This window comes from Variovorax sp. J22G73, assembly GCF_030317035.1.
Lineage (GTDB): Bacteria > Pseudomonadota > Gammaproteobacteria > Burkholderiales > Burkholderiaceae_C > Variovorax.
Window position 1 is genome coordinate 46,099 of record NZ_JASZYK010000019.1, and the last position, 18,854, is coordinate 64,952.

The 18,854-nt window shown below is 69.5% G+C and carries 18 protein-coding genes; 12 read left to right on the forward strand and 6 right to left on the reverse strand.

The genetic code is table 11. The annotated features are described in order from the left end of the window. The first annotated feature begins 8 nt into the window (after positions 1-8). On the forward strand, positions 9-557 hold the full coding sequence (gene rutF / locus QTI51_RS36250) for an NADH-dependent FMN reductase RutF (protein WP_116913507.1): 549 nt from the start codon (positions 9-11) through the stop codon (positions 555-557). A 250-nt stretch (positions 558-807) separates the two neighbouring features. Here the strand turns inward: rutF and rutR are convergent, their stop codons facing one another. After that, a complete protein-coding gene (gene rutR, locus QTI51_RS36255) occupies positions 808-1,533 on the reverse strand; it encodes an HTH-type transcriptional regulator RutR (protein ID WP_116913508.1) in 726 nt (241 codons plus the stop codon). 208 nt (positions 1,534-1,741) lie between these two features. On the opposite strand from rutR, the gene QTI51_RS36260 reads away from it, so the two are divergent. From QTI51_RS36260 to QTI51_RS36290, 7 genes are all read left to right on the forward strand, one after another. Further along, positions 1,742-2,743 (forward strand): isopenicillin N synthase family dioxygenase, encoded by a 1,002-nt coding sequence (locus QTI51_RS36260; RefSeq protein WP_116913574.1) that lies wholly within the window; start codon positions 1,742-1,744, stop codon positions 2,741-2,743. Between the two features lie 116 nt (positions 2,744-2,859). Then, a complete protein-coding gene (locus QTI51_RS36265; RefSeq protein WP_116913509.1) occupies positions 2,860-3,246 on the forward strand; it encodes a VOC family protein in 387 nt (128 codons plus the stop codon). A 72-nt stretch (positions 3,247-3,318) separates the two neighbouring features. Next, a complete protein-coding gene (locus QTI51_RS36270) occupies positions 3,319-4,425 on the forward strand; it encodes a BMP family ABC transporter substrate-binding protein (protein WP_116913510.1) in 1,107 nt (368 codons plus the stop codon). Between the two features lie 41 nt (positions 4,426-4,466). Continuing rightward, positions 4,467-5,993 carry an ABC transporter ATP-binding protein gene (locus tag QTI51_RS36275; protein WP_116913511.1) on the forward strand — a complete coding sequence of 509 codons (1,527 nt, stop codon included), beginning with the start codon at positions 4,467-4,469 and terminating at the stop codon, positions 5,991-5,993. A 97-nt stretch (positions 5,994-6,090) separates the two neighbouring features. Then, the gene (locus QTI51_RS36280; RefSeq protein WP_116913512.1) at positions 6,091-7,179 is read left to right on the forward strand and encodes an ABC transporter permease; all 1,089 of its coding nucleotides are present in this window, start codon (positions 6,091-6,093) and stop codon (positions 7,177-7,179) included. Next, the gene (locus QTI51_RS36285) at positions 7,176-8,108 is read left to right on the forward strand and encodes an ABC transporter permease (protein ID WP_116913513.1); all 933 of its coding nucleotides are present in this window, start codon (positions 7,176-7,178) and stop codon (positions 8,106-8,108) included. The genes QTI51_RS36280 and QTI51_RS36285 overlap by 4 nt, the downstream gene beginning before the upstream one ends. Before the next feature lie 14 nt (positions 8,109-8,122). Next, on the forward strand, positions 8,123-8,806 hold the full coding sequence (locus QTI51_RS36290) for a cysteine hydrolase family protein (RefSeq protein WP_116913575.1): 684 nt from the start codon (positions 8,123-8,125) through the stop codon (positions 8,804-8,806). 15 nt (positions 8,807-8,821) lie between these two features. On the opposite strand, the gene QTI51_RS36295 is transcribed toward QTI51_RS36290, so the two are convergent. Next, positions 8,822-9,622: a hypothetical protein gene (locus QTI51_RS36295; protein WP_286518059.1), complete on the reverse strand. Its 801-nt coding sequence runs from the start codon at positions 9,620-9,622 to the stop codon at positions 8,822-8,824. A 152-nt stretch (positions 9,623-9,774) separates the two neighbouring features. Here QTI51_RS36295 and QTI51_RS36300 point away from each other — a divergent pair, with 152 nt between their 5' ends. Genes QTI51_RS36300 through QTI51_RS36310 form a run of 3 tightly spaced genes read left to right on the forward strand, consistent with a single transcriptional unit; the run spans position 9,775 to position 11,847 of the window. Continuing rightward, positions 9,775-10,374, forward strand: a complete 600-nt coding sequence (locus QTI51_RS36300; protein ID WP_207786841.1) for a LemA family protein — start codon at positions 9,775-9,777, stop codon at positions 10,372-10,374. A 12-nt stretch (positions 10,375-10,386) separates the two neighbouring features. Then, entirely contained in the window at positions 10,387-11,307 is a 921-nt protein-coding gene (locus tag QTI51_RS36305; protein WP_116913514.1) for a TPM domain-containing protein, read from the forward strand. Between the two features lie 12 nt (positions 11,308-11,319). Further along, positions 11,320-11,847: a TPM domain-containing protein gene (locus tag QTI51_RS36310; protein ID WP_116913515.1), complete on the forward strand. Its 528-nt coding sequence runs from the start codon at positions 11,320-11,322 to the stop codon at positions 11,845-11,847. A gap of 135 nt (positions 11,848-11,982) precedes the next feature. Here QTI51_RS36310 and pdeM read toward each other — a convergent pair whose 3' ends face one another. After that, positions 11,983-12,672: a ligase-associated DNA damage response endonuclease PdeM gene (gene pdeM, locus QTI51_RS36315; RefSeq protein ID WP_286518061.1), complete on the reverse strand. Its 690-nt coding sequence runs from the start codon at positions 12,670-12,672 to the stop codon at positions 11,983-11,985. 77 nt (positions 12,673-12,749) lie between these two features. Between pdeM and trxC the strand changes: the two genes are divergently transcribed. Continuing rightward, positions 12,750-13,214, forward strand: a complete 465-nt coding sequence (gene trxC, locus QTI51_RS36320) for a thioredoxin TrxC (RefSeq protein ID WP_116913517.1) — start codon at positions 12,750-12,752, stop codon at positions 13,212-13,214. 5 nt (positions 13,215-13,219) lie between these two features. On the opposite strand, the gene QTI51_RS36325 is transcribed toward trxC, so the two are convergent. From QTI51_RS36325 to QTI51_RS36335, 3 genes are read right to left on the reverse strand one after another with little or no spacing between them, the layout of a single operon-like run. After that, entirely contained in the window at positions 13,220-16,012 is a 2,793-nt protein-coding gene (locus QTI51_RS36325; protein WP_116913518.1) for a ligase-associated DNA damage response DEXH box helicase, read from the reverse strand. Next, the gene (locus tag QTI51_RS36330; protein WP_116913519.1) at positions 16,009-17,688 is read right to left on the reverse strand and encodes an ATP-dependent DNA ligase; all 1,680 of its coding nucleotides are present in this window, start codon (positions 17,686-17,688) and stop codon (positions 16,009-16,011) included. The genes QTI51_RS36325 and QTI51_RS36330 overlap by 4 nt, the downstream gene beginning before the upstream one ends. Beyond that, complete coding sequence (locus tag QTI51_RS36335; RefSeq protein ID WP_116913520.1) at positions 17,685-18,833, reverse strand: ligase-associated DNA damage response exonuclease; 1,149 nt, start codon at positions 18,831-18,833, stop codon at positions 17,685-17,687. Before QTI51_RS36335 ends, QTI51_RS36330 begins: the two co-directional genes overlap by 4 nt. Positions 18,834-18,854 lie beyond the last annotated feature (21 nt).

Genomic DNA, 18,854 nt, shown 5'->3' on the forward strand with positions numbered 1-18,854 from the left:
CATCGCACATGCTGAACGCCATGGTTTCCCACGCTGCTTCACCGAACCCCGCCGGCCTTGCGCAAGGCCTCCCCAAGGCGGACTACCGCAATGCGATGGCACGCCTGGGCGCCGCGGTGAACATCATCACCACCGACGGGCCCGCGGGCCGCGCGGGCTTCACTGCGTCGGCCGTGTGCAGCGTGACCGACGAGCCGCCGACCTTGCTGGTGTGCCTCAACCGGTCGGCGTCGGTGTATCCGGCGTTCAAGGCGAACGGCGTGCTGTGCGTGAACGTGCTGGCGGCGGGACACCAGTCGTTGTCGGCGTTGTTCGGCGGCAAGACGCCGATGGACGAACGCTTCGCAGCGGGGCAATGGCGCCGCAAGACCACGGGCTCGCCGATGCTCGACGACGCGGCCGTGTCCTTCGACTGCCGCGTGGTGCATGCGACGAGCGCGGGCACGCACGATGTGCTGTTCTGCGAGGCGGTGGCGATTGCGATCGGCGGCGCGGCGCGGGGGTTGATCTACTTCGATCGGCGGTATCACGAGATTGCGGTGCCGCCGCAGCATTAGTGCGAGCGGAAACGACGCTCCCGTGTTTTCCTCTCTCCTCTCGGGGAGAGGGAGCAAGACATCGACGCGCGCCGTGTTGTCCCCTCTCCCCTTGGGGAGAGGGTCAGGGTGAGGGGGCTGCGGCGCTAGCAAGCAGCTGTCGTGGATTCGGTGCCGCAGCCCTCACCCCAGCCCTCTCCCCAAGGGGAGAGGGAGCAAGGCCCGCCGCGCTCTCCGTGTCTTCTCTCCCGCCTCGGAGAGGGAGCAAAACTCAACGCGGCGTGATCCCCTGCAGCACGATCTGCTGCACGTTCTCCACCGTCCGCTCGAAGAACGCTTCATCGTCCAGCGTGTGCCCCGACAGCGCCTGCACCTGCACGCCGAAATCCGCGTAGTGCTGCGTGATCGCCCACAGCGCGTAGATCAGGTGCTGCGGGTCCACCGGCGCGAGCTTGCCTGCCGCCACCCACGCCGCGATCACCTCCGACTTGCGCTCCACCAGCGTGCGCAGCTCGCGGTCGAGTTCGTCGCGCAGCAGCGGCGCGCCCTGGATCATCTCCAGGCAGAACAGCCGCGACGCATCGGGCCGGTCGCGCGAAATCACGAGCTTGCGGCGGATGTAGCCGCCAATGGCTTCGCTCGGGTCCTGCTCCTCGCTGAAGCCGCGCAGCGGCTCGAGCCACAGCGCGAGCAGGTCGCGCAGCACGTTGACGTACAGCTCCTCCTTGTTCGCAAAGTAATAGAGCAGGTTGCTCTTGGACACATCGGCGCGCGCCGCCACCTGGTCGATCGACGTGCCATGCAGGCCGAAGCGCGAGAACAACCCCAGCGCCGCACCGAGGATGGCGCTGCGCTTGTCCTCGATCTGGCGCAGCCGCCGGCTCACCGCCGACGCGCTGCGCACCGCAGGCTTCGCACGCTGGCGCGGGCCTTCCTTGCTGGCTTCCTTGCCGGCTTTTTTGCTGATGTTTGCAACCAGCGCCTTGGTCTTCGGCATCTTCCCTCGCTCTCTCTTCTGTCTTCGGTTTCGTACTGCGCACCACTGTAAGGCCGCGGTGCATCGCCTTGCGTCACGACGGCCTTCGAAGGCCTGTGCAAAGGCCTCTTTGCGCACCATGCTGACGCGGCCATCGCGATTTGTCCATTTGGTCCAACTGGCACAGACGTTGCATGGCGAAGGGCATGCCAAGCATGAGGAACTCGCCATGACATTGCTGTCCGTCCCCATCATCGATCTCGCGCCCTACTTCGCCGGCACGGCCGAGGGCAAGGCGGAGGTCGCGAAGAAAGTCGATGAAGCCTGTCGCAGCATCGGCTTCCTGGTTATCACCAACCACGGCATCGCGCCCGAGCTGATCGCGAGCGTGTCGTCGCTCTCGCGCAGCTTCTTCGACATGCCGCTCGCCGAGAAGCGCAAGGTCGACCGGCCGCGCGAAGACGCGGTGCGCGGCTACAGCGCGGTGGGCGAAGAAGGCCTCTCGTACAGCCTCGAAGAAGCGGCACCGGGCGACCTGAAGGAGTCGTTCTCCATCGGCCCGTCGAACGTGCCGAACGACGACTACCACCGCGGCCCCGCGGCGGGCCCGCACTTCGAGCCCAACAGCTGGCCGCCCATCGACGGCTTCCGCGAAGCGTACGAAGGCTACTTCGGGGCCATGAGCGATCTCTCGCGCTCGCTCATGCGAATCTTCGCGCTCGGCCTGTCGTTGCCCGAGAAATTCTTCGACGACAAGATCGACGAGCACATCAGCATGTTCCGCGTGCTGAGCTATCCACCGCAGCGCGAACAGCCGCTGCCGGGCCAGCTGCGTGCGGGCGCGCACAGCGACTACGGCAGCCTGACCATCGTGCTGCCCGACGACAAGGGCCTGCAGGTGTTCAACAAGGCCGGCCAGTGGGTCGACGTGCCGCAGGTCGAGGGCGGGCTGGTGGTCAACATCGCCGACCTGATGATGCAGTGGACCAACGACCAGTGGGTGTCCACGCTGCACCGCGTGATCAACCCGCCGTTCGAAGTGGCGAGCACCAACCGCCGCCAGTCGCTGGTGTTCTTCCACCAGCCCAACTACGACGCCATGGTCGAGTGCCTGCCGAGCTGCCTGGCACCGGGCGAGAGCGCCAAGTACGCGCCGATTTCCTCGGGCGACCACCTGACGTCCAAGTTCGTCAAGCAGACGACCTTCGGTGGGACCAAGGTGTCGGCCTGAGCGATGTCCTGCATTTCTGTTCGTGGTGATCGCTATGCAGCGCAGTCGTTGATCCCGGATCACTCGCCCTGAACAGCAGCACAAGAAACACCAGCAACGAACAGCACAACACCGACATGGCCCACCTCTCCTACGTCAACGTCTTCGCCAAGGACGTGGTCGCGCTCAGCGGCTTCTACCAACGCGTGTTCGATTTCAAAGAGATCGAAGCGATCCGCTCGCCCATCTTCCGCGGGCTGGACACCGGCAAATCGAGCCTCGGCTTCAATGCCCTCGATGCCTACGAGCTCCTGCACCTCGCCGAGTTTTCCGACACGCGCGGCGTGAAGTTCCTGCTGAACATCGACGTCGACAGCCAGGCCGATGTCGACCGCATGGTGCCCGTCGCGCTCGAAGCCGGCGCCACGCTCATCAAGCCGCCGTACGTCACTTACTACAACTGGTACCAGTCGGTGCTGCTCGACCCCGAAGGCAATGTGTTCCGCATCAATTTCATGATGTAGCGCGCACCGCGTTCGCTTCTTCTTTTTTCCGTTGCTCTCCTTCCTTCAAAGCCTCTACTCAAAGGTAGTTCCATGCAGTTGCGCACCCTCACTCCAGGCCTGGGCCTCGCGATGACCATCGCAGCCGGCGGCGCGGTCTTCACGACGCTGCCCGCCGCGGCCGCCGACGGCTTCACGCTGAAAGACAAGCCGAAGATCGCGATGCTCTACTTCGGCCCGAAGAACGATGGCGGCTGGACGCAGGCCTTCGACGAAGCGCGCGTGAAGATCGAGAAGGAAATCGGCCAGAAGATCCAGTTCGTCGAGAACGTGCCCGAAGACGCCTCGGCCATCAAGCCGGCGGCCGAGAAGTTCATCCAGCGCGGGGCCAACATCGTCATCGGCACCGCCTTCGGTTACTCCGACAGCTTCAAGGACCTGGCCGCCAAGTACCCCGACGTGGCCTTCCTCAACGGCTCGGGCACCACCAACGGCACCAACCTCGAATCGTTCTACGGCCGCACCTACGAAAGCCAGTACCTCTGCGGCATGGCCGCGGGCGCGGCGTCGAAGACCGGCAAGCTCGGCTTCGTCGCGGCCAACCCCTTCGGCGTGGTGAACTGGACCATCAACGCCTTCGCGCTCGGCGCGCAGAAGATGAACCCCAACGCCACCGTCAACGTGATCTACACCGGCGCGTGGAACGACCCCGTGAAGGAGCGCGCCGCCGCCGCAGCGCTGATCGACCAGGGCGCCGACGTCATCGGCCAGCACGTGGACAGCCCCACCCCGCAGATCGTTGCGCAGGAGCGCGGCGTGTACGGCACCGGCCACCACCGCGACCTGCGCCAGTTCGCGCCCAAGGCCACGCTGTGCTCCTCGGTGTGGGTGTGGGACAAGTTCCTCACGCCGGAGCTGAAGAAGGTGATGGCCGGCGGGTGGAAGCCCGCGCAATACGGCGCCTTCATCGAGATGAAGGACGGCGGCACCGACATCGCGGGCTTCGGCCCCGCCGTGCCCAAGGACAAGGCCGCGGCCATCACCGCCGAGCGCGACGCGATCATGAAGGGCAAGCAGATCTATGCCGGCCCGCTGGCCGACCGCGACGGCAAGGAGCGCGTGGCCAAGGGCGCGGTGCTGTCCGATGCGGACCTGTGGAAGATGGACTGGTTCGTCAAGGGCGTGGTCACGCAGAAATAAACGCGGAAGCCATTCAGAAGAACCCGCCGCCTGACGACACCATGCCCAACGCGCTCGAACTCACCGGCATCCGCAAGTCCTTCGACGGCTTCGCGGCACTGACCGACGCCCACTTCGCCGCGCGCTGGGGCGAGGTGCACGCCCTGCTGGGCGAGAACGGCGCGGGCAAGTCGTCGCTGATGAACATCGCGGCCGGGCTTTATGCGCCCGAGGCCGGGCAGCTGCTGGTGGACGACAACGCGGTGCGCTTCGCCGGACCGCGCGACGCCGCCAAGCACCGCATCGGCATGGTCCACCAGCACTTCAAGCTGGTGCGGCCGTTCACGGTGGCGCAGAACATCCTGCTCACCGCGCCGCCGCCGGCGGAGTTCCAGAGCCACGGCGAACGGCTGCGCGAGATGGCGCGCGACATCCGCAACAAGGCGTCGGAGCTGGGCTTCGACATCGATCCGTCGAAGCGCGTCGATGCGCTGTCGATTGCCGAGCAGCAGCGCGTAGAGATCTTGAAGGTGCTGCTCGCGGGTGCGCGCATCCTGATCCTCGACGAGCCCACCGCCGTGCTCACCGACCAGGAGGCCGCGCGCCTGCTGCAGACCGTGCAGGGCCTGGCGCGCGCCGGCGCCGCCGTGGTGCTGGTCACGCACAAGATGGCCGACGTGAAGACCTACGCCGACCGCGTGACGGTGATGCGCGGCGGCCGCACGGTGGCCACGCTGCAGCCGCGCGATGCGTCGGTCGCCGAGCTGGTGAAGCTCACCGTGGGCGAGTCGATTGCGGCGCAAACCTTCCAGCCCTCCACCGCCGCGCGCGGCGCGATGCGGCTGTCGGTGCGCGGGCTGCGCACGGCGGCCTCGCCCGAAGGCCGGCGCGTGCTCGACGGCGTCGATCTCGAACTGCACGCCGGAGAAATCTACGGCCTGGCCGGCGTGGGCGGCAACGGGCAAGGCGAGCTCGCGGGCGCGATCATGGGCCTGCCGGGCGAGGCCATCGAAGGCGCCATTCACTTCGAGGGCCATGGCGACCTGAAGACCTTGCCCGCCGCGCAGCGCCGCGGCATCGGCATTGCCGCCATTCCGGCCGACCGCTACGGGCTCGCGCTCGCGGGCGGCCTCTCGGTCGCGGAGAACTACGCCATCGGCCGCGTGCACACCGGTCGCTACGGCCCCGTGTGGCGACTGCGCCGGGGGCGCATCCAGAGCGACACGCAGGAAGCCGTGCGCGCCTTCGACGTGCAGGGCGTGCGCTCGGTGTCGCAGAAGGCCGCGCTGCTCTCGGGCGGCAACGCGCAGAAGCTGGTGCTGGCGCGCGAGTTCGGCAAGTCGCCCACGCTGGTGCTGGCGCACAGCCCGAGCCGCGGACTCGACGTGCGCGCCAGCGCCGAGGTGCATGCGCGCCTGCGCGCCGCGCGCGACGGCGGCGCCGCGGTGCTGCTGATCAGCGAAGACCTCGACGAAGTGCTGCAGCTGGCCGATCGCGTGGGCGTGATGACGCGCGGGCGCATCGCCGGTGAATTCGCACAGCCGGCCGACCGGCAGGCCATTGGACAGGCGATGGTCGACCATGGCTGAAGCATCCCTCCCGGCCGACATGGCACACACACCCAAGCCCCCCGCGTCTCTCAAAACCGCCCCCCTCGCTCCCCTTGCGCAGGGAGGGCCGCGCGCAATGCAACCGCTGGCACGCCGCCGCTACGCGCTGGAGATCCGCCAGCATATGGCGTGGCGCTGGCAGGCGCTGATCCTCGCGGTGGCGTTGCTGGTCGGCTTCGCCATTTCCGCGGCCATCCTCGTGGCCGCGGGCGTGCCGGCCGACGAGCTGGCCAACGAGTTCGTCACGCAGACCTTCTTCGACGGGCAGAACTTTCGCGCCGTGCTGTTCCAGGCCGCGCCGATGATCCTGGTCGGACTGGCGGGCTGCATCGCGTTTCGCGCGCGCTTCTGGAACCTGGGGCTGGAAGGCCAGATGGTGTGGGGCGCCATCGGCGCGACCGCCGTGTCGATGTGGCAAGTGGGCCCCGAGCACCTGCGCCTGCCGCTGATGTTCGTCACCGCCGTGGGCTGCGGCCTGCTGTGGGTGTGGGGCCCGGCGTGGCTCAAGCTGAAGCTGGGCGTGAACGAGATCATCTCGACGCTGATGCTCAACTACATGGCCGCCAACTTCCTGCTGCACCTGGTGTACGGCAGCTGGAAAGACCCGAAGGACAACTTTCCGTACTCGCCGCAGTTCCGCGTGTTCGAGCGGCTGCCCGAGCTGGGCGGCGGCGTGGGCAGCGCGATCGTGTTGGCGGGCATCGTCGCGCTGCTGGCGTGGTGGCTGGTGAGCGTGAGCCGCGCGGGGCTGTACCTGCGCTTCGTCGATGCGAACCCGCGCGTGGCGCATGCCAACGGCGTGCCGGTGCGCCGGACCATCTACGGCGCCGTGCTGCTGTCGGGCGCGATGGCCGGGCTGGCGGGCTTCGCGGTGGTGGCGGGGCAGGAGGGGCGGCTCACGCAGGCCTTCTACCAGGGCTACGGCTTCTCTGGCATCCTCATCGCCTTCCTGGCGCGCAACAACCCGCTGGCGGCCACGGTGGTGGCGCTGCTGGTGGCGGCGCTGTTCGTGACCGGGCGCAGCCTGCAGGTGTTCTACCAGGTGCCGTTCTCGATGGTGCAGCTCATCCAGGCCATCATCGTGGTGTGCGTGGCGTCGAGCGACTTCTTCATCCGCCACCGGCTGCGCCGCGTGGGTGGTGTCGGCGGGGAGGCCGCGGCATGAACGGCGGCGTCATCCTGAACTGGCTCGCGAGCACGCCCGATTTCGCGGTGCCCTACGCGCTGGCGGCGCTCGGCCTCATCGTCTGCGAGCGCGCGGGCGTGCTCTCGCTGGGCGCCGAAGGGCTGATGCTGGTCGGCGCGCTGGCGGGCATCGGCGCGCAGATCGCCATCGGCCAGCCGGCGGTGTCGCTGGTGCTGGCCATGCTGGCGGCCAGCGTGGTGTCGGTGCTGTTCGCGGTGATGGTGATCTGGCTGCGCGTGAACCAGGTGATTGCCGGGCTCGCGCTGGTGTTCTTCTGCCAGGGCCTCACCTCGCTGGTCGGCTCCATGGCCGACTGGACCAACCACGCCACCGGCGGCATCGGCGCGATGGCGCTGTGGCCGCTGTCGATGCTGCCGGGCGTGGGCAAGCTCTTTGCGCAGAACGCGATGGTGTGGCTCACGCTGCCGATCTTCGGCGCGGTGGCCTGGTTCTTCGCGCGCACCTCCACCGGGCTGCGGCTGCGCGCCGTAGGCGAGAACCCGCAGGCCGCGGACGCGGCGGGCATCAACGTGACGGCGTGGCGCTTTGCCGCGGTGCTGGCCGGCTCGGCGCTGGTGGGCCTGGCGGGCGCCTACATCTCGGTGGTCAGCACCAAGCTGTGGATCGCCGGCATGACCGGCGGGCGCGGTTGGATCGCTGTGGGCCTGGTGATCTTCGCGCGCTGGTCGCCCTGGAAGGCGCTGGTGGGCGCGGTGCTGTTCGGCTGCATCGAGGCGCTGATTCCGCAGCTGGCCGCCGCCGGCGTGCAGTTGCCGCAGTACTTCGTGATGATGACGCCCTACGCGGTCACGCTGGGCGTGATGGTGTGGGTGGCGCTGTCGCGGCGCGGCGCCGACGAAGAGCCCGGCGCGCTGGGCCAACCCTATGTGCGCGAGGAACGCAGATGAATCCGATCAACCCGATCAAGGCCTGGGTCTACAACGAACAACGCGAGCTCGACGCCGCGCAGTTCGCCGACTACCTGAACCCCGCCACCACCGCGGTCGTGTCCATCGACATGCACCGCGGCCACCTCGACGACGACCCCGGCTGCCCCTGCCCCGCGCCCCGTGCGCGCGACGTGGTGGCGCCCATCGACAGCTTTCACGACGAGGTGCGCGCGCTGGGCGTGCGCATCGTGCACATCAAGTCGGTGCTGCGGCCCGGCGGGGAAGACGACACGCGCGGCATTCCGGCGGCGTGGCGGCGCACCTTCCCGCTGCACGTGGGCGAAATTCCCAACGCCGACGCGCATGCGCTCGAAGGCTCGAAGTGGACCGAGTGGGTCACGCGCGTGGAACCCGGCGACATGCGCGTGGACACCAAGCGCAGGCTGTCGGCCTTCTACCCGACCGACCTCGACTTTCTGCTGCGCAACCAGCGCATCGAGACCGTGGTGCTCGACGGCGGCTTCACCGACTGCTGCGTGCTCAACACCGCCTTCGACGCCAACAACCACAACTACCGCGTGATCGTGCTGCGCGACCTGGTGCGCGGCACCGACGCGCACCTGGAAGGCGCGGCGCTGGCGATGGTGTCGCTGCACCTGGGGCTGGTGCTCGACTCGCAAGAGCTGCTGCGCCAGTGGCGCAAGTGGCGCAAGTGAAATACTGACGGCCCGCTAGGCCGGCACGCCCAGCCAGCGCGCGGCCACGCCCTGCATGTCGCCTTGCGCGGCCTGCCACACCAGCTCGGGCGCGGCCACGTGCACGCCCGGCGGCGCGATGCGCAGCGCCAGGTCGACCAGCTCGGCCACCTTCGACGCGCGCACCGGCTGCTCGCTGCTGGGCACCATGAAGCGCACGACCGACAGCATCCACGCGGCCAGCCGTTCCAGCGGGTTGGCGAAGCTGGGGTTCACCGGCTTGCGCGCCGAGCGCACCAGGATCACGCGCTCGAAGCCGCAGGCCACCACCGCCTGCTCGTCGAGGCTCGCGAGCCCGCGCTTCAGCGCCTCGGGCAGCCGGCCCTGGTCGTGCGGCTGCACGATGGCCAGCGTCTGCACGCCGCAGGCTCGCAGCCAGCGCGCGAGCGCGGGCAGCTCGGCGGGGTCGGGCATCCACAGCGCGCGTTCGCGGTCGTGGTACAGCCGCGGCGGGTCGAAGGCGACGATGGCGGTGTGGGCCGAGGTGAGCGGCCATTGCGCGATGGGCAGCGCCGGGCTCAGGCAGGTCTCCACGCCGCGCAGCCCGTCGCGCATCGGCTCGCGCGCCAGCACGCGGGTGTGCGCATGGCGGTGGCTGCCCGCCAGCCGGCGCAGCAGCTCGGCGCCCAGCGCGCCGGTGGCCCCCGCGATCAGCAGCGTGCCGAAGGCCGTGGAAGCGGCGGGTGCTGCCGGACGGTGGGCAGCCTGCAGGGCTTGGAGCGGGCTGATCGGAGAAGACAGAGAAGACAGAGAGGACGCCATCGCAGTGGACACCATTGGGTTCTTTCAGCGGAACACCGTGGAACCGGCTTTGCCGGGCCGCAGGCGTTGCCCCCTGCTGCGGGTTGGCGCAGCGGCACAAGCGCGCGAAGCCTGGGGTCGGGCAACGTCCTATGCTACCTTCCGCCTCTTCTGTGGAGGTAATGCAAATGATGATGAAGCGCTGGTTCCTGATTCTTGCGGCGGCCGTGTCGCTGAGCGGCTGCGGCTACAACGACTTCCAGTCGCTCGACGAGGCCAGCAAGTCGGCCTGGAGCGAAGTGCTCAACCAGTACCAGCGCAGGGCCGATCTGGTGCCCAACATCGTCGCCACCGTGAAGGGCGAGGCCAGCTTCGAGCAGGACACGCTCACCAAGGTGATCGAGGCGCGCGCCAAGGCCACCTCGATCACGGTGACGCCCGAGACGCTGAACAACCCCGAGGCCTTCCAGAAGTTCCAGCAGGCGCAGGGCGAGCTGTCTTCCGCGCTGTCGCGGCTGATGGCGGTGTCGGAGCGCTACCCCGACCTGAAGGCCAACCAGGCGTTTCGCGACCTGCGCGTGACGCTGGAAGGCACCGAGAACCGCATCACCGTGGCGCGCAACCGCTACATCGAGAGCGTGCAGGAGTACAACGTGCTCGCGCGCAGCTTCCCGACCAACATCACGGCCAAGATCTTCAGCTACGCGCCCAAGCCGAATTTCTCGGTGCAGAACGAGGCGCAGATTTCCACGCCGCCTACCGTCGACTTCAGCGCGCCCAAGAAGTAACAAGCGCAACCGATGGCCGTTGCCTTCCTGTTCCGGCGCGCCTTTGCTGCGCTCTTTTTCGCGCTCTTTGCCTGCATGGGCCCGGGCGCGCTGGCGCAGGGCCTGCTGCCGATTCCCGCGCTCACCGCGCGCGTGATCGACCAGACCCAGACGCTCGACAGCGCGCAGCGCAACGGCCTGGAGACCAAGCTCGCGGCCTTCGAGCAGCGCAAGGGCTCGCAGATCGTGGTGCTGATGGTGCCGACCACCGCGCCCGAAGACATTGCCAGCTACACGCAGCGCGTGGGCGACACCTGGAAGATCGGCCGCAAGGGCGTGGGCGACGGCCTGCTGGTGGTGGTGGCCAAGAACGACCGCGCGATGCGCATCGCCACGGCCAAGACGCTGGAAGGCGCGGTGCCCGACCTGGCGGCCAGCCGCATCATCGACGAGGAGATGAAGCCGCGCTTTCGCAACAACGACTTCGCGGGCGGGCTGAATGCGGCGGTGGACCGGCTCATCGGGCTGGTCGACGGCGAGCCGCTGCCGGCGCCGGCAAGCGACACGGGTGAATCGAGCGGCTTCGGCAACGCGGGCATCTTCGGCTTCCTGCAGCACTTCGGCTTGTTCCTGTTCGTGGGCGTGTTCATCGGCGCGCCGATCGTGCGGGCCATCCTGGGCAAGAAGCTGGGCACGGTGGTGGTGGGCGGTGGCGTCGGGGTGGTTGCCTTTCTGATCACGGCCAGCATCGCCATCGCGGTGGTGGCGGGGTTGATCGCGCTCATCGTCACGCTCGTCACGGCCGCGGGGCGCGGGGGCGGTGGTGGTGGCGGCTGGAGTTCGGGCGGCGGCGGGGGCTGGAGCAGCGGCGGTGGCAGCAGTGGCGGCGGCGGGGGTTTCAGCTCGGGTGGCGGCGGCAATTTCGGCGGCGGTGGCGCCTCGGGAAACTGGTGAACAGGTAACACGATGACAACCGACGCAACCCTGTTCTCCAAGCTCGGACGCATCTGGCGCCATCGCTGGATCGACGAATCCGAGGTGCGCCGCGCGCTGCCCGAGGCCGTGATGCAGCGCCTGACCGGCCGCGTGGGCGCGAGCGAGCGGCGCCACAGCGGCGAGATCCGCATCTGCGTCGAGGCGGGCTTGCCGATGTCGTACCTGTGGCGGCATGCCTCGGCGCGGGAGCGCGCGGTGATGCTGTTCGGCAAGCTGCGCGTGTGGGACACGGCGCACAACAACGGCGTGCTCATCTACCTGCTGCTGGCCGAGCACGCGATCGAGATCGTGGCCGACCGCGGGCTCGATTCGCACGTCGACGACGCGGCGTGGGCCGCGATGACGCAGCGCATGAGCGCGGCGTTTCGCGACGGGCGCTTCGAGGACGGGCTGACGCAGGCGCTGGAAGAGATCTCGGCCTTGCTGGTGGAACACTTTCCGCTGGGCGAGGGCGAGCTGGATGTGAACGAGTTGCCGGACGAGCCGGTGGTGCTTTGACGGTTTGAATTGCGCCCTCCCCCGCTGGGGAGGGTTGGGGTGGGGGCATGACGGCGTCAACGACCACACAGTGCCTCATCGAACGCCGCTTGCCCCCATCCCGGCCTTCCCCCAAAGGGGGAAGGAGCAGGATCGTCAGTCCGCCGCGGGCAACGCCCACACGGCCGATCCGCCCACCGCATGAAAGCGCCGCCCCGGCGCCGCTTCCATCAACCAACCACCCGTGAACTCACCGAAGGCCGGCAGCACGGCCTGCTGCGCATCGCTCACGAAGCACGGCAGGCGCACGCTGTCGCGCCCTGGCCCGTACAGCTTGCATGCGGGGTGCAGGTGCCCCGCGAGCACGAAATGTGTGGCATGCGCCTGCGGGTGATGGCAGCACGCGAACGGCCCCAGCAGGTACGGCTCTTCCACCACGTCGATGCGCATCGCCTCGGGCGGATCGCCCGCGCGGCTGTCGTGGTTGCCGCGCACCAGCGTCATGGCGATGTCCGCATGCCGCGCGCGCCAGGCGGACACGGTCGCGAGCACGGTGCGCGCCTGCGCCGCGTGCAGGAAGTCGCCGAGAAACACGAGGTGCGTCGGCGCGTGCGCGGCGATCAGCGCATCGAGCCGCGCGAGGTTCTCCTGCGTGGTGCCGCCCGGCACCGGCTGGCCCAGCGCGCGGTAGGTCGCGGCCTTGCCGAGGTGCAGGTCGGCCAGGAACAGCGTGCGTTGCGCGGGCCACCATAGCGCGCGTTCGGGCAGCAACAGCAGGTGCTCGCCGGCCCACTGAACAGCGTGCGAAACCCCAGGCGAGGCCACGGAAGAAGAGGAAGTGTTCACTGCCCGCCAGTGTCGCAAAACACGCCCCGCGCGGCGCCCGCCTTGCAATTCGCCCCCGCGGCCCCCAGCTTTTTGGCATGACCGCCGAATCGACCACCGAATCGCCCCCGCTGCACATCGTCTGTCCGCACTGCCACACCACCAACCGCGTGCGCGCGGCGCAGCTGGGCAGCGCGCCCGACTGCGGCAGTTGCCACCGCGCGCTGTTCACCGGGCACTCCACCGCGCTGCCCGACGCGGCCACTTTCGATCGCCACATCGCGCGCAACGACATCCCGGTGCTGGTCGATTTCTGGGCGCCCTGGTGCGGCCCCTGCCGCCAGATGGCGCCGGGCTACGAGCAGGCCGCGGCCCAGCTCGAGCCCCAGGTGCGGCTGGCCAAGGTCGACACCGAGGCCGTGCAGGCGCTGGGCGCGCGCTTCAACATCCGCAGCATCCCGACGCTGGCGCTGTTCCGCGGCGGCCGCGAGGTGGCACGGCAGGCCGGCGCGATGAGCGCGTCGGACATCGTGCGGTGGGTGAAGGCGCACGGCGCGGGCTGAGCGCTTCACAGCGGCGGCAGCGGGCGTGACGGCTTGCGCCGCTCGCGCCCATTCCGCCCACCCCGCCCTTCCCGCCGCGGCGCCGCCGACTTGCCCGCCCCCTCCTGTCCGAAGGCCAGCGAGCCTTTCACGCGGTCCACGCCGCCGGCCGTGACGACTCCGCCCGCGGCTTTTTCCAGCTGCTCGACCATGCGCGCGATGCGGTCGGCCACGTTCTCGTTCGACAGCTTCTCGCGGAACAGCTCGACCATCAGCGGAAACGAAAACGGCGTCGGCCGCGCGAGCGGCTTCAGCACCAGTTGCTGGGAGGCCATGCGAACCAGGCTGGCACGCAGCCGGCCGATTTCGAGCTCCTGCGCCAGCAGCTCCTGCTCGGCCTGCTGCAACAGCCGGTTGCCCGGGTCGTACTTGCGGAACACCTCCCAGAACAACGAGGACGAAGCCTGCAGCTGCTTGCCGCTGCGCTTCTCGCCGGGGTAGCCCTGGAAGATCAACCCCGACACGCGCGCGATCTCGCGAAAACGCCGCTGCGCGAGTTCGCCCGCGTTGAGCGAGGCCAACACCTCGTGCAGCAGCGCCTCGCGTGCATCGGAGCTATCGGGACCATCACCGTCACCTTCCCCGTGCAGGCGCAGCACCTGCGGCAGCAGCACCGGCCAATCGACCGGCGTGGCGCTCAGCAGCTCGAAGCCGTAGTCGTTCACCGCGATGGAGAAGGTGCGCGCCTCGTGCTGCGCCACGCGCCACGCCAGCAGGCTCGCCAGCCCCAGGTGCACATGCCGCCCTGCGAACGGGTACAGGAACAGGTGCGAGCCTTCGCGCGTGGTCAGCGTCTCGGCCAGCAGCGTCTGCGGCGTGGGCAGGGCCGACCACTGCTGCTGCAGCTCGAGCAGCGGCCGCACGCATTGCAGCTCGGGTGAGTCGTAGCGGCCCTGGTCCGCCAGGGCCAGCTGCTGCACCACGGCGTCGGCCAGCGTGTTCGACAGCGGCATGCGCCCGCCGTTCCAGCGCGGCACCGCGGGGCGCTTGCCGCTGGCGCGCCGCACCCAGGCCGTCATGTCGTGGATGCGCACCAGCTCCAGCAGCCGGCCACCGAAGAGAAAGCAGTCGCCGGGCTTCATGCGCGCGACAAAACCTTCTTCGACGCTGCCGATCTTCGCGCCCGCGAGGTACTGCACCGTCATGCTGGCGTCGCTCACGATGGTGCCGATGTTCATGCGGTGGCGCCGCGCCAGCCGCGCATCGGGCACGCGCCACACGCCCTCGGCGTCGGGCACGGCGCGCTTGTAGTCGGGGTAGGCGGCGAGCGCGGCGCCGCCTTGCGACACGAAGTCGAGGCACCACTGCCAGCTTTCGCGCGACAGGTTGTCGTAGGCGGCCGTGCCGCGCACTTCGCGGTAGAGGTCGTCGGGCACGAAGCCGCCGCCGAGCGCCACCGTCACCAGGTGCTGCACCAGCACGTCGAGCGGCTGGTCGGGCGAGCGGCGCGCCTCGATGTGCCCCGCCGCAATGGCCGCGCGCGCGGCCGCACCCTCGACCATCTCGATGCTGTGCGTGGGCACCAGCGTGATGCGCGACGGCCGCCCCGGCGCGTGGCCCGAGCGCCCGGCGCGCTGCAGAAGCCGCGCCACGCCCTTGGGCGAGCCGATCTGCAGCACGCGCTCCACCGGCAGAAAGTCCACGCCCAGGTCCAGGCTCGACGTGCACACCACCGCCTTCAGCTCGCCGCTCTTCAGGCCCCGCTCTACCCATTCGCGCACCTCGCGGTCGAGCGAGCCGTGGTGCAGCGCGATGGTGCCGGCCCACTCGGGCTTGGCCTCCAGCAGGGCCTGGTACCAGATCTCCGACTGCGAGCGCGTGTTGGTGAAGACCAGCGTGGTGCTGCTGCCCGCGATTTCGTCGACGACCTGCGGCAGCATCGTGAGCCCGAGGTGGCCGCCCCACGGAAAGCGCTCTGCGCGCCCGGGCAGCAGCGAATCGATGACGAGCTTCTTGGGCACCTGGCCTTGCACGAGCACGCCGTCTTCATGGCCCAGCAGGGCATGCATCGCCTCGTGCAGGTTGCCCAGCGTGGCCGACATGCCCCAGACCGCGAGGCCTGGGTTCCAGCGCCGCAGGCGCGCCAGCGCGAGTTGCACCTGCACGCCGCGCTTGTTGCCGAGCAGCTCGTGCCATTCGTCGACCACGGTCATGCGCACGTGGCCGAGCACCTCGTGCGCGTCGGCGCGCGCGAGCAGCAGCGAGAGGCTCTCGGGCGTGGTCACGAGCACCGTGGGCAGGCGCTGGTTCTGCGCGCTGCGTTCGGACGACGAGGTGTCGCCGCTGCGCGCGCCGGCGCTCCAGGGGTGCACCTCGGCGCCCAGGGCTTCGAGCGGCTGCTGCAGAGCGCGCAGCGTGTCAGCGGCCAGGGCGCGCATGGGGGTGAGCCACAGCAGGGTGAGCGGCGGGGCCGCGGGGCGGGCCGTGGGCTTGCGGGGTTGCGAGAAGGCCTGCAGCGCGCCGAGCCACACGGCGTAGGTCTTGCCTGCGCCGGTGGTGGCATGGAGCAGGCCGGACTTGCCTTCGGCAATGGCCTTCCAGACCTCGCGCTGGAACGTGAAGGGCTTCCATTCGCGCGCGGCGAACCACGCGTCGAGCGCAGCCTTGACGTGGGTCTTGCTCCTTCCCCCTTTGGGGGAAGGCTGGGATGGGGGCACGCGGCCTTCGACCGATAGCTGGTCTTCGGTACGCCGCTTGCCCCCACCCCTGCCCTCCCCCGGAGGGGGAGGGAGAAGCTCAGCGTCCGACGGCGAGCTCATGACGGCAACAACGCAGCCAGCGTCTGCAAGGTATCCGCCTCCCCCACCGGCTTGTCTTCCCGCCACCGCAGCATCCGCGGAAAGCGCACCGCGATCCCGCTCTTGTGCCGCGTGCTGCGCGCGATGCCTTCGAAGCCCAGCTCGAACACCAGCGTCGGCTTCACGCTCTTCACCGGGCCGAAGCTCTCCACCGTCGTCTTGCGGATGACCGCGTCCACGCGCCCCATCTCCGCATCGGTGAGCCCCGAGTAGGCCTTGGCGAAAGGCACGAGCTTGCGGTCTTGCTGCTCGGGCGGGCCGTCCCACACCGCGAAGGTGTAGTCGCTGTACAGGCTCGCGCGGCGGCCGTGGCCGCGCTGCGCGTAGATCAGCACGGCGTCGATGCTCAGCGGCTCGATCTTCCACTTCCACCACACGCCCACGTCCTTGGTGCGGCCCACGCCGTACTGCGCGTCGCGGCGCTTGAGCATCATTCCTTCGACGCCCATGGTGCGCGCGGCCTCGCGCTGGCGCGCCAGGTCGGCCCAGTCGGTGCCCGTGAGCATCGGGCTCGGCAGCAGCGTCGGATGCTGCATGCGCGCGACCAGGTCGTCGAGCAGCGCGCGGCGCTCCGACTGCGGCAGCGCGCGCAGGTCTCGCCCTTCCCATTCGAGCAGGTCGTAGGCCAGCAGCACCACCGGAATGTTGCGCAGCAGCTTCGGCCCCAGCGTCTTGCGGCCGATGCGCTTCTGCAGCTCGGCAAAGGGTTGGACCTTGCCTTCGCCTTCCGGCGCTGCCTCGTCCCTGCGCCAAACGGCAATCTCGCCGTCGAGCACCGTGCCGTCGGGCAATGCGTCGCCCAGCGCGGCAAGCTCGGGAAAGCGCTCGGTCACCAGTTCTTCGCCGCGCGACCACACCCACGCCACGCCCGCGCGCTTCACCAGTTGCGCGCGAATGCCGTCCCACTTCCACTCGACCACCCAGTCGCCCGGCGGCCCCAGCACCGCGTCGAACTGCTCGACCGGCAGGTTGAACGGATGCGCGAGAAAGAACGGGTACGGCTGCCCGCTGGTCTTCTGCACCTGTTCGGCGCCCGACTCCGGCGCGATGAGCGCGCTGTAGTCCACGGGCTGCGGCCGCGCGCCGATGTGCGTGTAGCCCATGAGGCGCTGCGCGACGCGCTTGGCGTCGATGCCGCCCACCGCCGCCAGCGCCTGCGTAACCTGCAGCTTCGACACGCCCACGCGAAACGCGCCGGTGATGAGCTTGAAGTACACCAGCCGCTCCTCGGCCGCGAGCTGGCGCCACTGCGCGCGCAGGCGGTCGGCCAGTTGCTCGGGCGCGGTCTTCGCGGCGTCGCGCAGCGGCAGCAGGTGCTGCTCGACCCAGGCGGCAAGCCCGAGGTCGTGCGTTTCATCGGGCGGCGGCAGCAGCAGCGCGATGGTTTCGGCCAGGTCGCCCACGGCGTCGTAGCTCTCGTCGAACAGCCACTCGGGCAGGCCGGCGGATTCCTGCGCGAGCAGGCGCAACAACTTGGTGGGCACCAGCTGGCGCGGCTTGCCGCCCGCCAAAAAGTAGACGGCCCATGCGGCGTCGGCTGCATCGGCATCGCGCAGGTAGCGCTGCAGGGCGGCCTGCTTGGCAAGGTTCGACGTGCTGGCGTCGAGCTCGCGGTACAGCGCGGCAAACGCCTTCATGGCGTGTCTCCTTCCCCTTCCGGGGGAAGGTCGGGAAGAACTGGATGAGGGCGCCCGGCATCCCCCTCGGGCGCAGCCGGTGGCTGCACTGCCGCGGAAGCAGCGGGCGCTTCCTGGTCGTCTTCGTCTCCGTACTCGGTCTTGAAGCCGCGCGCGTCGAGCCCAATCTCCGACAGCCATCGCACCATGACCTGCACGCTGCCGTGCGTGACGAACACCCGCTCCGCGCCCGTGCCGGCAATCGCCTGCTGCAGCCCGGGCCAGTCGGCGTGGTCGGACATGACGAAGCCGCGGTCGACGCCGCGCCGGCGCCGCGTGCCGCGCAGCTGCATCCAGCCGCTCGCGAAGGCATCGGCGTAGTTGCCGAAGCGCTTCATCCATGGTGTGCCCTGCGCCGACGGCGGCGCGAGCACCAGCGAGCGTTTCAGCAGCGCCGCGTCGACGCCTTCGTCGCTCACGCGCAAGGTCGGCGGCAGCGCGACGCCCGCGGCGCGGTACACCGCGTTCAAGGGCTCGACCGCGCCGTGCACCACGATCGGCCCGATGCTCGCGTCCACCCCGTGCAGGATGCGCTGCGCCTTTCCGAAGGCATAGCAGAACAGCACCGACGCGCGCCCGGCCTGCGCATTGGCGCGCCACCATGCATCGATCTCCGCGAACAGCACGGCCTGCGTGGGCCAGCGATAGATCGGCAGGCCGAAGGTCGACTCGGTGATGAAGGTGTCGCACGGCACCGGCTCGAAGGGCGTGCAGGTGCCGTCGGCCTCGGTCTTGTAGTCGCCCGAGGCCACCCACACGCGCCCGCCGTATTCCAGCCGCACCTGCGCCGAGCCCAGCACATGGCCGGCCGGGTGCAGCGACACCCGCACCCCGTGGTGCTCGATGGCCTCGCCGTAGGGCAGCGTCTGCAGATTGATGTCCTGCCCGAGGCGCGTGCGCAGCGTGCCTTCGCTGTCGGTGTGGGCCAGGTAGTGCGCGTGCCCGACGCGGGCGTGGTCCGAATGCGCGTGCGTGATGACCGCGCGCGCCACCGGCCGCCAGGGGTCGATGTAGAAATCGCCCGGGGGGCAGTACAGGCCTTCGGGGCGGGCCACGACCAGGTTCGTGTCCAGGTGTGCGGCGAGGTTTTCTTGCGGTGCGGCCATGGCAGGCCATCGTAGGGCGGC

Excerpts from the sequence above, each read along its gene's own strand:
- rutF (WP_116913507.1), top strand. The coding sequence starts at position 9 with ATGCTGAACGCCATGGTTTCCCACGCTGCTTCACCGAACCCCGCCGGC.
- rutR (WP_116913508.1), bottom strand. The coding sequence starts at position 1,533 with ATGCCGAAGACCAAGGCGCTGGTTGCAAACATCAGCAAAAAAGCCGGC.
- QTI51_RS36260 (WP_116913574.1), top strand. The coding sequence starts at position 1,742 with ATGACATTGCTGTCCGTCCCCATCATCGATCTCGCGCCCTACTTCGCC.
- QTI51_RS36265 (WP_116913509.1), top strand. The coding sequence starts at position 2,860 with ATGGCCCACCTCTCCTACGTCAACGTCTTCGCCAAGGACGTGGTCGCG.
- QTI51_RS36270 (WP_116913510.1), top strand. The coding sequence starts at position 3,319 with ATGCAGTTGCGCACCCTCACTCCAGGCCTGGGCCTCGCGATGACCATC.
- QTI51_RS36275 (WP_116913511.1), top strand. The coding sequence starts at position 4,467 with ATGCCCAACGCGCTCGAACTCACCGGCATCCGCAAGTCCTTCGACGGC.
- QTI51_RS36280 (WP_116913512.1), top strand. The coding sequence starts at position 6,091 with ATGCAACCGCTGGCACGCCGCCGCTACGCGCTGGAGATCCGCCAGCAT.
- QTI51_RS36285 (WP_116913513.1), top strand. The coding sequence starts at position 7,176 with ATGAACGGCGGCGTCATCCTGAACTGGCTCGCGAGCACGCCCGATTTC.
- QTI51_RS36295 (WP_286518059.1), bottom strand. The coding sequence starts at position 9,622 with ATGGTGTCCACTGCGATGGCGTCCTCTCTGTCTTCTCTGTCTTCTCCG.
- QTI51_RS36300 (WP_207786841.1), top strand. The coding sequence starts at position 9,775 with ATGATGATGAAGCGCTGGTTCCTGATTCTTGCGGCGGCCGTGTCGCTG.
- QTI51_RS36305 (WP_116913514.1), top strand. The coding sequence starts at position 10,387 with ATGGCCGTTGCCTTCCTGTTCCGGCGCGCCTTTGCTGCGCTCTTTTTC.
- QTI51_RS36310 (WP_116913515.1), top strand. The coding sequence starts at position 11,320 with ATGACAACCGACGCAACCCTGTTCTCCAAGCTCGGACGCATCTGGCGC.
- trxC (WP_116913517.1), top strand. The coding sequence starts at position 12,750 with ATGACCGCCGAATCGACCACCGAATCGCCCCCGCTGCACATCGTCTGT.
- QTI51_RS36325 (WP_116913518.1), bottom strand. The coding sequence starts at position 16,012 with ATGAGCTCGCCGTCGGACGCTGAGCTTCTCCCTCCCCCTCCGGGGGAG.
- QTI51_RS36330 (WP_116913519.1), bottom strand. The coding sequence starts at position 17,688 with ATGAAGGCGTTTGCCGCGCTGTACCGCGAGCTCGACGCCAGCACGTCG.
- QTI51_RS36335 (WP_116913520.1), bottom strand. The coding sequence starts at position 18,833 with ATGGCCGCACCGCAAGAAAACCTCGCCGCACACCTGGACACGAACCTG.